This is a genomic window from Stenotrophomonas sp. YJH_SMC_123 (assembly GCF_059368215.1).
On sequence record NZ_JCAFRM010000003.1, the window covers coordinates 245,777 to 257,495 of the forward strand.

12 protein-coding genes are annotated in these 11,719 nt (G+C 67.4%); 7 read left to right on the top strand and 5 right to left on the bottom strand.

The genetic code is table 11. The annotated features are described in order from the left end of the window. Positions 1-18: 18 nt before the first annotated feature. Both AC5P5W_RS09275 and AC5P5W_RS09280 read right to left on the bottom strand, forming a co-directional pair. Positions 19-2,439: a DUF3772 domain-containing protein gene (locus tag AC5P5W_RS09275; protein WP_075075884.1), complete on the bottom strand. Its 2,421-nt coding sequence runs from the start codon at positions 2,437-2,439 to the stop codon at positions 19-21. A gap of 95 nt (positions 2,440-2,534) precedes the next feature. Continuing rightward, complete coding sequence (locus AC5P5W_RS09280) at positions 2,535-2,783, bottom strand: hypothetical protein (RefSeq protein WP_014648700.1); 249 nt, start codon at positions 2,781-2,783, stop codon at positions 2,535-2,537. A gap of 182 nt (positions 2,784-2,965) precedes the next feature. On the opposite strand from AC5P5W_RS09280, the gene AC5P5W_RS09285 reads away from it, so the two are divergent. From AC5P5W_RS09285 to AC5P5W_RS09295, 3 genes are all read left to right on the top strand, one after another. Then, the gene (locus AC5P5W_RS09285; protein ID WP_032958822.1) at positions 2,966-3,460 is read left to right on the top strand and encodes a lipocalin family protein; all 495 of its coding nucleotides are present in this window, start codon (positions 2,966-2,968) and stop codon (positions 3,458-3,460) included. Positions 3,461-3,473: 13 nt separating this feature from the next. After that, positions 3,474-4,682 carry an NAD(P)/FAD-dependent oxidoreductase gene (locus tag AC5P5W_RS09290; protein WP_032958821.1) on the top strand — a complete coding sequence of 403 codons (1,209 nt, stop codon included), beginning with the start codon at positions 3,474-3,476 and terminating at the stop codon, positions 4,680-4,682. A gap of 125 nt (positions 4,683-4,807) precedes the next feature. Continuing rightward, positions 4,808-5,287 (top strand): hypothetical protein, encoded by a 480-nt coding sequence (locus AC5P5W_RS09295; protein WP_014038776.1) that lies wholly within the window; start codon positions 4,808-4,810, stop codon positions 5,285-5,287. A gap of 83 nt (positions 5,288-5,370) precedes the next feature. Here the strand turns inward: AC5P5W_RS09295 and AC5P5W_RS09300 are convergent, their stop codons facing one another. Then, a complete protein-coding gene (locus tag AC5P5W_RS09300) occupies positions 5,371-5,805 on the bottom strand; it encodes a PepSY domain-containing protein (protein WP_065178854.1) in 435 nt (144 codons plus the stop codon). Positions 5,806-5,950: 145 nt separating this feature from the next. On the opposite strand from AC5P5W_RS09300, the gene AC5P5W_RS09305 reads away from it, so the two are divergent. The 3 genes from AC5P5W_RS09305 to AC5P5W_RS09315 are packed head-to-tail and all read left to right on the top strand — an operon-like array spanning position 5,951 to position 8,216. Then, entirely contained in the window at positions 5,951-6,241 is a 291-nt protein-coding gene (locus AC5P5W_RS09305; RefSeq protein WP_049403791.1) for a PepSY domain-containing protein, read from the top strand. Further along, the gene (locus AC5P5W_RS09310) at positions 6,241-6,900 is read left to right on the top strand and encodes a response regulator transcription factor (RefSeq protein ID WP_049441948.1); all 660 of its coding nucleotides are present in this window, start codon (positions 6,241-6,243) and stop codon (positions 6,898-6,900) included. Before AC5P5W_RS09305 ends, AC5P5W_RS09310 begins: the two co-directional genes overlap by 1 nt. Continuing rightward, complete coding sequence (locus AC5P5W_RS09315; RefSeq protein ID WP_197575098.1) at positions 6,897-8,216, top strand: ATP-binding protein; 1,320 nt, start codon at positions 6,897-6,899, stop codon at positions 8,214-8,216. The genes AC5P5W_RS09310 and AC5P5W_RS09315 overlap by 4 nt, the downstream gene beginning before the upstream one ends. Positions 8,217-8,406: 190 nt before the next feature. Here AC5P5W_RS09315 and AC5P5W_RS09320 read toward each other — a convergent pair whose 3' ends face one another. Further along, on the bottom strand, positions 8,407-8,727 hold the full coding sequence (locus AC5P5W_RS09320; RefSeq protein ID WP_005411369.1) for a DUF6122 family protein: 321 nt from the start codon (positions 8,725-8,727) through the stop codon (positions 8,407-8,409). A gap of 37 nt (positions 8,728-8,764) precedes the next feature. Further along, positions 8,765-10,654, bottom strand: coding sequence for an arginine decarboxylase (gene speA, locus AC5P5W_RS09325; RefSeq protein ID WP_014648708.1), 1,890 nt, complete (start codon positions 10,652-10,654; stop codon positions 8,765-8,767). Positions 10,655-10,845: 191 nt separating this feature from the next. Here speA and speE point away from each other — a divergent pair, with 191 nt between their 5' ends. After that, positions 10,846-11,700: a polyamine aminopropyltransferase gene (gene speE, locus AC5P5W_RS09330; RefSeq protein WP_014648709.1), complete on the top strand. Its 855-nt coding sequence runs from the start codon at positions 10,846-10,848 to the stop codon at positions 11,698-11,700. Positions 11,701-11,719 lie beyond the last annotated feature (19 nt).

Consider the following 11,719-nt stretch of genomic DNA (forward strand, 5'->3'; position numbering starts at 1 on the left):
AGCCCTGCAACACAACCCCTACTCCTGCGGGTCGCGGATGATGTGGATGTCGGTCGGGGTCGACAGCGGGATGTTCCGCTCGGCCAGGATCTGCAGCAGGCTGAAGTACAGATCACTGCGGGTTGCATACACCTGCCGCGGGCTGGCCACGTACGCGAAACTGTTGATGGTGATCTGGCCACCGGCAATGCTGTCGATGTAGACCGTCGGCGCCGGCTGCTTCAGCACGTTGGTGTGCGCGGTGTACGCATCCAGCAGCGCCTGCCGCAGGTTGCCGACATCAGTGCTGGGCGGCACCGCGAACTGGATCTGGATGCGGCCCTGGTTGTTGCCCATCGTCATGTTGCGCACGGTCTTGGTGACCAGCTCGGAGTTGGGCACGATCAGCGTCGACTTGTCGCCCACCTGGATCTCGGTCGATCGCAGGCTGATGCGGCGGATGTCGCCCTCCTGGTCACCCAGCTTCACCCAGTCGCCGATCTTCACCGGGCGCTCGGCCAGCAGGATCAGGCCGGAGACGAAGTTCTGGGTGATCACCTGCAGGCCGAAGCCAATACCCACCGACAGTGCGCTGACCAGCAGGGCCAGCTTGCTCAGCTGCAGCCCCATCGCCGACAGCGCCCAGATCACCGCGATGATGATGCCCACGTAACGGGCAACGGTGCTCACCGAATTGCGCGCGCCCAGGTCCAGCTCGGTCTTGGGCAGGTAGGTGTCGGTCAGCCAGCGCTGCACCAGCTGGGTGATCGCCAGGCCGGCCAGCAGCGCCAGTACCGCCAACACGATCCCCGCCGGTGCCAGCTTGGTGCCACCGATATCGAATCCGGTCGTGAACAGTGAAGTGAAGCGCTCCACCACCGCGCCGATGTTGCCGAACGGTGCCACCAGCGCCAGCAGCGCGATCAGTACGACGATGGTACGCAGCGCTGCCGACAGCAGCACGCCCGCCTGTTCCAGCCGCGATACGCTCAGGCCGGTGCTGAGCAGGATGGTCTGGCCGACCTTGCTGTCGGCGTTGAGCATCCACGTGCTCAGGTCATCGACGAACTTGAACAGCAACGTCGCGGCCAACACCACGATGCTGCCGCCGATCAATTGCTGGTTCACGAACTTGGCGAAATTCAGGTAGCCCAGCAATGTGGCAATGATGGCGGCCACCACCGCGATGTTGCCCGCTACCCGGGCCAGTACCAGCCAGCTGCTGCGGCGCACCGGCGTGGCTGCACCCACGCCATCGGCCTGCGCTTCCAGCTTGGCCTCGGCCTCGGCGGTCTGCCGGCGATGCAGGCGCGCCAGGGTCACCAGCATGGCCATGATCAGGCCGAGGTAAGTCAGCGCAATCAGTCCGTCCAGCGCCACCGTGGTGACGTCGCTGGTGCGCGTGGCCTGGTCCAGGGCCACCAGCACCGTGCTCAGCCAGGCCAGCGCCGCCGCGCCCCAGGCGTATTTGCGCAGCTTCAGCGCGGCGGTGTCGTCCAGGTTCAACAGCCGCCATGACGGGCGCTTGGGCACCAGCAGGCAGGCGCTGAGTGCGGCGATGAAGGCCGCGCGGAACGTTGCGGTCTCCAGGCCGTCGGCCACCACCTGCAGGCGCGGCGCGATCGCATCGATGGCATCCAGCGCCGCCATCAGCACCACCACGGCGTAACCGGGCAGCAGCGTGCCGACCAGCAGCAGCCACATGGCCAGGCCGGACCGGCGCAGTCGACCATCAGGCGCACGTTCGGACGCAGCAAAACGGCGCCCCAGCCTGCGCAGCCACAGCCGCAACGGGAACATCATCACCAGCGCGGCCAGCAGGCCCAGCAACGGCGTGCCCCAGCCATGGGCGCGGATACCGGCGACCAGCGCATCGCGGCCCTGCCCGGCCAATGGCACAACCCGCGCGATATCGATCGGCAGACGCTCGGCCACCTTGCTCCACAGCGCGGGCGACAACGGCGAGGCCACCTTCTGGCCCAGTTCTTCCGTGCGTTGCGCGGCTCGCTGCTGCTCGATGTCCGCCGCCAGCTGCTGCGCACGCACGGCACTGGCCTTGGCCTGCACCACCGAAGCGGCCAGGCCGTCACGCTGTTTGGTGAGGGTGCGCCGTTGCGCCGCCAGCTCCGGCGGCTCAGCGGCCCCTTCTGCCGGCGTTCCCAGCTGCGCCAGCTGTTCGTTGAGTCGGTCCAGCTGCGGCTGCAGCGCCTTTTCCAGCGCCTCGGCATCGCGCCGTGCCTGCGAGGCATTCTCGGACAGCATCGCCAGCGTCTCGGTGGCTTCTGCATCGCCACGCTTGCGCTCCACATCCTTCAGGCTGGAATCGATATCCGCCAGCTGCTGCTTCGGCGTGGGGTCCTCATCCTGCGCCAGCACCGGCGCGGACAGCAGGAAGGCGGTGCACAGCAGCAGGACCCACCAGGGCCCCCGTGCACGGATCGATCGCAGGAAAGAAGACACGCAGCCACACCGGTTCGCGCGGACCACCGCGCCTGCGCGCGACTATACGGCAGAGCCGGTCAAGGCCGGATGGGCGGCCCCGCCAGCGTCGCGCATCAGTACTTCAGCCGAAGCTCTTCCACCGTCGGCTGCTGCAGCGCATACCAGTCCTGGAACTCTTCCTCGGTGATCTCATCGGGCGCGTACACCGCCACCGGGTGCCAGTCGTGGTCGGTCGGCAGCGGCTGGCGCGGGCCGGCGCGCAGGCTGTAACTCACACCTTCGTAGTCGACCAGTTCGTCGACCTGCGGCCACTGTTCGCGCGCGAACGCAGATTCACTCTTCAACAGGATCACCTGGTACATCGGCACCTCCACCTCGGTTGGATCAGGAAAACACGGCGCTGGCGGCAGGATACCCCCAGGCCGGTGACAACGGGCGCTCCGCCGGGGCGACGGAACGTTCTGGACACGGCCATCGCCCCGGCTTCACCCGCCCATGGCAAGGCCATCGGCATCGTGGAGGCCCACCCCTGCCACGACCGCCGATGACCGAGCACCCGCCGCTGAAAACCGTCGCCGACCTCAAGCTGCCGCGCTACCTGGGCACCTGGTACGAGATCGCACGCCTGCCGATGCGCCACGAGCCGGAAGGCTGCACCGACGTATCGGCGCACTACACCCTGCTCGACAACGGCAACGTCGGCGTCACCAACCGCTGCCGCATGGACGGCGAGATCGAAGAGGCCACCGGCGAGGCCTGCGCTGTCGACAACGACAGCGCGCGGCTGGAGGTCAGCTTCCTGCCCAAGGGCCTGCGCTGGCTGCCGTTCGCCAAGGGCGACTACTGGGTGATCCAGATCGCCCCGGACTACAGCGTGTCGCTGGTCGGCAGCCCGGATCGCAAGTACCTGTGGCTGCTGGCGCGCGAGCCGCGCCTGGACGCGACCGTGCAGGACCATTATCTGGCGGCGGCCCGCCTGCAGGGCTTCGATCTGTCCGAACTGATCCAGACGCCACATACCGGCAAACCCACAGCCTGAGCCCCACGCACGCATGGACCTGAAAAGCGGTTACCCGTGGTGGGCCGTACGCAACGGACTGATCCAGGCGTTCCCCCCGCTGGAGAAGGATCTGCGCTGCGATGTGCTGGTGGTCGGTGGCGGCATCACCGGCGCGCTGATTGCCGACGAGCTGTCCCACCATGGCCATGACGTGGCCGTGATCGAGCAGCGTGACATCGGCTGGGGCAGCACGGCGGCCAGCACCGCGCTGCTGCAGTACGAGATCGATACCCATCTGCTCGAACTGGCCGAACGCTACGGGCAAGACGCCGCGGCACGGGCGTACCGGGCCTGCGCGGAGGCAATCCCGGCACTGGGCGAAGTGGCACGCGGGTTGAAGGACGTGGATTTCCAGCGCATGGACAGCCTGTACCTGGCCAGCCGCCATCGCGACGTGCCGCGCCTGATGGCCGAAGGTGAGGCGCGGCGCAGCATCGGCCTGGATGCCCGCTGGCTGGACCGCGAAGCGCTTCGCGAGCGTTTCGACGTGGATGCCGGCGGCGCCCTGCTGACCCGCCAGGCGGCGCGGGTCGATCCCTACTGTCTCACCTACGGCCTGCTCAAACGAGTGCGCCGCCGCGGCGGCCATGTGCACGACCGCACCGTGCTGCACACGCTCAAGCCTGGCGCGCAGGGCGTAACCGCGATGACCGAGGCCGGCGCCTCGGTCCGTGCCCGCCACGTGGTCCTGGCCATGGGCTATGCCAACCAGACGTGGCTGGAACAGCGGGTTGCGCGCAACCGCAGCAGCTATGCCTTCATCACCGATCCCATCGAAGCGGACGTGCTCGGCAGGCTGCGCAACACGATGGTGTGGGAAAGCGCCCGCCCGTACCTGTACCTGCGCGCCACCGGCGACCGCCGCCTGCTGGTGGGTGGGCTGGACGACGCCATCGATATCCCCGCCCGGCGCGACCGGCGCGTTGATGGCAAGGCCGGCAAGCTGATGAAGCAGCTGCGGCACTGGTTCCCGCGACTGGATCCGATACCCGCCTTTTCCTGGGCCGGCACCTTCGCCGAAACCGCCGACGGCCTGCCCTTCTTCGGCCCGCACGCGCAGTGGGGACCGCGGGTCCATTTCGCCATGGCCTACGGCGGCAACGGCATCACTTATTCGATGATCGGCGCCCAGCTGCTGCGGGCCCGGATCGAGCGGCGCAAGCATGCGCTGGAAAGGCTGTTCGGGTTCGGGCGGTTGTGACCTGCAGCCGGCCGCGGCCGGCTCTACCCCAATCCGGCGCCGACAGGCATCATTCAAGCAACCCCTGCTAGCGTCGGCCTGTACCGCCGCGAGTTGCGCGGCCACCTGTCCGCTGGAGCGCCGTCATGATCCGCCCCCTGACCCTGCTGCTGTGCCTGGCCCTGCCGGGAACCGTGCTGGCCCAGTCCGCCGCTGGCGCCACTGCGCCGCAGGCTGCCGGCCTGGACTTGACCCTGCCGCAGGCGCCGATGCGCTACCTCAACGACCCGGCCCTGCAGCAGGACCCGCCCGGCACCTATTACGGTGACAAGAGCGGCCCGCGCGTGCACGACGATGCGAAGATCGCCGACGTGACCGACGACAAGGTCAAGGTGTCCGGCAGCTTCACCACTGGCATCGGCTATTCGAAGAACGGCGGCAACAGCCACTACAACGCGGCCACGCTGAACCTGAGCAAGAACTACACCACCGATGAAGGCAAGACCCACGGGGTCAACCTCAACATCCACGTGAGTGAGGGCAAGGGCCCGGGCTTCTTCGGCCCGTATGGCGGCTACTACGGCCGCGGGCCGGGCTGGGATTACCCGCCGCCGTACGGCTGGTAAGCCAGCCCCTGTAGAGCCGAGCCCATGCTCGGCTACGGTTGGCCGCAAAGCCGAGCATGGGCTCGGCTCTACAGAGGCCAACGTCAATCCAGCCAGCCATCGCGCTCGCTGTGCAGGATGCGGCCGTCATAGCCGCTCAGGCGCACCTCTACCTTCTGGTTGCGGGCATTGCGGGCTTCCAGCGACCAGGTAGCACCATCGCGTTCCAGCGAATGGATCTCGCGCAGGCCATGCGACTGCGCCCGTGCCAGCACCTGCTCGGTAGTCAGCAGCGCGCGGCCGCTGTGCTCATCGAAGATCTCGCCGGTCTTCGGGTCCACGTAGACCTCGCTGAAGCGGCCATCGGCGCGGCTCACGTCAGCCTCCCACAGGCCATCATCGCGTTCGATCTCGTGGATCTGGGTGTAGCCGGCCTTGCGCAGGGTCTGTTCAACCTGGGCCATGCCCAGCGGCGCGGCCTGTACGGCCGGCGCGACGGCAAGCAGGGCAACAGTGGCGAGGGTGAGCGACTTCAACATGGGGGTTCTCCTGTTCGTGGCCGGACCATCCCGGCAACGCCACGATGCATGGCCCGGTTAACAGCGCCTTAGCCGTGGCTGTTAGCCGGCTGTTAGTCATCCCCGCCACACTCGCGCCTGTACCCCTCTCTCTTTCGTTACCCGCATGCTCGCCACCCTGCCCCTGCTGCTGGCCCTGGCCAACGCCCCGACCGCCGCCGCGCCCCTGCAGGACCCGGCGCAGCAGGTCGCGCGTCGCGCCGTGCAGCAGGGCCGCTACGTGCCGCTGGAGAGCGTGGTGCGCGATGCGCTCAAGCGCTACCCCGGCCAGCTGCTGGAAGTGGAGCTGGACGACGGCGTCTACGAAGTGGAGATCCTGCGCGGCGACGGCGTGGTGGTGGAGCTGGACTATGATGCGCGCAGCGGAAAGCTGCTGAAGACGGAGCTCGACGACTGATGCGCATCCTGTTGGCCGAAGACGATGCCGCACTGGCACAGCGCCTGGTGCCCCTGCTGGAACAGGCCGGCTATGTGGTGGCGGTGGTCGCCGACGGTCGCGAGGCCGAAGAAATCGGGCAGATCGAAGACCTCCAGGCCGCCATCGTCGACCTCGGCCTGCCCGGGCTGGACGGGCTGAGCGTGATCGAGCGCTGGCGCGGCAACGGCCGCAGCTTTCCGGTGCTGGTGCTGACCGCGCGCGGGCGCTGGCACGACAAGCTGGCCGGCTTCGATGCCGGTGCCGACGATTACCTCACCAAACCCTTCCAGGCCGATGAGCTGGTGCTGCGCCTGCGCGCCCTGATCCGCCGCAGCCATGGCCACGCCAGCCCGCGCCTGCACTGCGGCCCGCTGCAGCTGGACGTCAATGCCGGCCGCTTCGAGCTGGATGGACAGGCGCTGCCACTGAGTCCGCAGGAATTCCGCCTGCTCAGCTACTTCATCCACCACAGCGGACAGGTGATCAGCCGCGACCGGCTGGGCGAACAGGTGTTCGACGGCGGCCACGACCCGGACTCCAACGCACTGGACGTGCTGCTCGGACGCGTGCGCCGCAAGCTCGGCATCGACCTGATCCAGACCGTGCGCGGCCAAGGCTGGCGGCTGGCCGAGCCATGAACCGGCAACCGTCGCTGCGGCGGCGCCTGCTGCTGGCCGGCGGCGTCGGGCTGCTGCTGGTCTCGCTGCTGGCCAGCGCTCTGCTGGGCGAGCTGTTCAAGCGCAGCGCGCGCGACCGCCTCGACCACGAACTGCAGCAGGACATGCTGACTCTGCTGTCACAGGCCGAAGTGGACCCGGACGGGCAGTTGCGCCTGCGCCAGGAACCCAATGATGCGCGCTTCCAGCGCGTGTTTTCCGGTGCCTATTGGCAGATCGCCGGTGCCGATGGCCGCGTGCTGCTGCAGTCGCGCTCGCTGTGGGATGAAACCCTGCCGGCGAAGGCCGCCGGGCCGGCCACGCGCAATCTGCCCGGGCCGCTGCAACAATTCCTGCGTGCACGCGTGCAGCAGGTGCGCCTGCCGCGCGCCAGCGAACCGTTCGTGGCCGTGGTCGCCACCGACCGCAGCGCGCTGGATGCCGATGTTGCCGCGTTCCGCAAGCGCACCGCCATCGCACTGGGCGTGCTGGTCGCGGCGTGGCTGGCGGTGCTGGCCAGCCAGGTGCACTTCGGCCTGCGCCCGCTGCATCGCCTCGGTGCGCAGCTGGAACGGGTACGTCGCGGCGATGCGCAGCGCATCGACACACAGGGACTGGGCGCGGAGGTCGCACCGCTGGGTGAAGAACTCAACGCGCTGCTGGACCACCAGCAACGCATGGTCGCGCGTGCGCGCACCAGTGCACAGGATCTGGCGCACGCGCTGAAGACTCCACTGAGCGTATTGGCCACCGAAGCTGACAGCGACGGCACGCATTGGCGTGCCACCGTGCGCGAGCAGAGTGCGCGCATGCAGGCCAGTGTCGACCGTTACCTGGCTGCAGGACTGGCTGCCGACCATCGCCAGCGCACCGACGTGGCGGCCGTCGCACAGGCGATGTGCCGGCTGATGGCACGCGTGCATGGCGAACGTGGCATCGCGTTCACGGCGACAGGCATCGATCCGGCGCTGCAGTTCGCCGGCGCCAGTGCGGATCTGGAGGAGATGCTGGGCAACCTGCTGGACAACGCCGGGCGCTGGGCGCAACAGCAGGTCACTGTCGAAGCGGAAACCAGCGAAGGGCAGCTACGCATCGAAGTGCGCGACGATGGCCCCGGCCTGGCCGCAGACGCGCTGGAACGCGTCACCCAGCGTGGTGTGCGGCTGGACGAGCGCGAAGGCAGCAGCGGGTTGGGCCTGGCGATCGTAGGCGATATCGCCGCCAGCTATGGCGGGCGGTTGCAGCTGGAGAATGCGCAGCCGGGCCTGCGTGCGACGTTGTGGTTGCCGGTGGCGTGAAGCACCGCTGCGCTCGCCGGGCGCCGCCCGGCGCTACCGGTTCAGCCGCCCCCCCCCCCGGTAGGTGTCGACCTTGGTCGACACGCATCAAAAGCGCCGACCAAGGTCGGCATCCACCAAAGCAGTCCGTCAGTTCCGTCCGCCACCGTGCACCCGGTAGGTGTCGACCTTGGTCGACACGCACCAAGCATCAACGGTGATGCATCCACCAGCAATCAATCGCGTCCAGCACGATGTGGATGATCAGACCGATACCGAACAACCGCGTTTTCTTCGGCACGCACAGCCCGGCATAGACTGCGATGGCCGGTGCGGTGTGCAGCGGGTGGAACCCGATGCTGCAGCGGTTCGGTGCATAGATCGGGTCGGCCAGCAGATGGTCCAGGTCGATGATCCAGCCCAGCAGCATCAGCAGCCACGCCGAGGCAAAGCGCTTGCGCCAGAACAGCCATGCCAGCAACGCTGGCACGGCGGCATGCAGGAACAGGTGGAAGATCGCGCGCGCGCTCATCGGCAACGGTGGCGCCGGGCAAACCCGGCGCCGTCCATCACACCAGCGGTTCGTCGGACAGGTAGGTGTAACCGGTCAGGCCGGCTTCCAGCGCGTCCGACAGTTCCTGCGCGCGTTCCGGCGACAGCTGCGCTGCAGCCACGCGCTGCGCATAGGTCGCACGCAGTTCGTCCAGGCGGTAACCCACGTAATCCAGCATCACGTCGGTGGTGTCGCCGCGGCGCTGCTGGGTGATGGCGTAGCCATCGGCATCGGCCAGCACTTCCACCGCGTCGGTATCGCCGAACAGGTTGTGGATGTCGCCCAGGATTTCCTGGTAGGCGCCGACCATGAAGAAGCCGATGCGATAGCTCTCGCCCGGCCTCATCTTGTGCAGCGGCAGCGAGCTGTCCAGGCTCTCGTTCTCGACATAGGTTTCCACCATGCCATCCGAGTCGCAGGTCATGTCGGCGATGATGCCGCGGCGGTCCGGGGTTTCATCCAGGCGCTCGATCGGCACGATCGGGAACACCTGGTCGATCGCCCACACGTCCGGGATCGATTCGAACACGCTGAAGTTGACGAAGTACTTGTCGACCAGGCGCTCGTTCAGTTCGTCCAGCACCGGGCGATGGCTCTTCTCGTCGTAGCTCAGGCGCGCACGCACGCCATGGGCGATGGCGTAGAACAGGTCGTCGATGCGCGCACGCTGCGGCAGGTCGATCTGGCCCAGCGCGTAGCTGGCCAGGCCTTCGGCATGGAAATGCTGCGCTTCCTGGAACAGTTCCACCGCCGGGCGCACGTCCAGTTCGTCGTGGATCTCGCGCAGGTGGCGGATCGCCGCCGGCTCGTCGTCGTGCTGGTCCGGCACGCGGCCTTCCTGTGCCTCTTCCACTTCCGACACGTTGGCGATCAGCACCGCGTGGTGCGCGGTCATTGCGCGGCCGCACTCGGTGACGATGCGCGGCGGGGTCAGGCCGAACTCTTCGCAGGCATTGGCCAGCGGCTGCACGATGTTGCTGGCGTAGGAATGCAGGCCGTAGTTGATCGAGCAGAAGCTGCGCGAACGGGTGCCTTCGTAATCCACGCCCAGGCCACCACCCACGTCGACGTGGGTGATCTTCGCGCCCAGGCGCGACAGCTCCACGAAGTAGCGGGTGGCTTCGCGCATGCCGTTGGCGATGTCGCGCACGTTGGAGATCTGCGAGCCCATGTGGAAGTGCAGCAGGTTCAGGCAGTCGGCGTACTCGGTGTCACGCAGCGACTTCCACAGGTCCAGCAGCTGGCGCGGCGACAGGCCGAACTTGGCCTTGTCGCCACCGCTGTTCTGCCACTTGCCGGCGCCCAGCGAGGCCAGGCGCATGCGCACGCCCAGGCCCGGCTTCACGTCCAGCGCCTTGGACTCTTCCAGCACCAGCTTCAGCTCGGACGGCTTCTCGATGACGATGAAGGTCTGCAGGCCCAGCTTGCGGCCGATCAGGGCCAGGCGGATGTACTCGCGGTCCTTGTACCCGTTGCAGACAATCAGGCCACCCGGGCGGGACAGCGCCAGCACGGCCATCAGCTCGGGCTTGCTGCCCGCTTCCAGGCCGAAGCCTTCGCCGTGGTGGCTGGCCAGGGTGCCGGCCACGCCGCGGGTCTGGTTGACCTTGATCGGGTACACGGCGGTGTAACCGCCGCTGTACTCCCAGTCCTGCTGGGCCTGGGCGAAGGCCGCCTGCAGCTTGCCCAGGCGCTGGCCGAGGATGTCCGGGAAGCGCACCAGCAGCGGCAGCTTGGCACCGGCCGCGCGCGCAGCGTCCACCACCTTGGGCAGCGATACCACCGGGCCGTCCGCCCCGGTCGGTCTCACCACCATGTGCCCGGCCTGATCCACGTCGAAGTAACCGTCCGCCCAATGCGGGATCGAGTAGGTCTTGCGGGCTTGGTCGAGGGACCAATCGGTCATTTCAGTCGGCCTTGTTGGCAATAAAAGGGGGGGCATGATAACGCCTATATGCCCACAGGTTCGTTATCATGCGCGCCCGCGCCCGTGACAGGTTCCAACCTGAACGGGCCGATCCGTCCGGATGTGGCATCTGTGCCACGCGGCCCCGCCCGCCAGCCCGGCTCCACCCCTCCGAACAGGACTGTTTTCCAATGACTGACAGCAACAACTGGTACATCGAACACTTCGAGCGCACCGGCTCGGCCATCGGCTACCGCATCACCGGCAAGCTGGACGAGGTGCAGTCGCCGTTCCAGAAGATCGAGATCTTCCAGACCACCGACTGGGGCAACCTGATGACCATCGACGGGGCCATCATGCTGACCAGCAAGGACAACTTCTTCTACCACGAGATGATCAGCCACCCGGTGCTGTTCACCCACGCTGCGCCCAAGCGCGTGGTGATCATCGGTGGCGGCGACTGCGGCACCCTGCGCGAAGTGCTCAAGCACAGCGGCGTGGAGAGCGTGACCCAGTGCGACATCGACGAGCAGGTCACCGTGATGGCGCGCAAGCACTTTCCGGAACTGTGCGACTCCAACGATGACGCCCGCGCCGAGCTGCTGTTCGACGACGGCGTGGCCTACATGGCCAACTGCCCGGCCGGCAGCGTGGACGTGGTGATCGTTGATTCGACCGACCCGGTCGGCCCCGGCGAAGGCCTGTTCAACAAGGCCTTCTACGAGAGCTGCTTCAAGGCCCTGAAGGACGACGGCATCCTGGTGCAGCAGTCCGAATCGCCGCTGATGCAGCTGGACCTGATCAACGAAATGCGCACCGAGATGGGCAAGGCCGGCTTCGGTTCGTTCAAGACCCTGCCGTTCCCGCAGCCGTGCTACCCCACCGGCTGGTGGAGCGTGACCATGGCGCGCAAGGGCGACAGCAGCTTCGACTTCCGCCAGGCCGACTCGGCCGCCAAGACCTTCAACACCCTGTACTACACCGCCGCGCTGCACACCGGCGTGCTGGTGACCCCGCCGTTCGTACAGGCGGCATTGAAGGGTTGATCCAAACAAAAACCCGCGC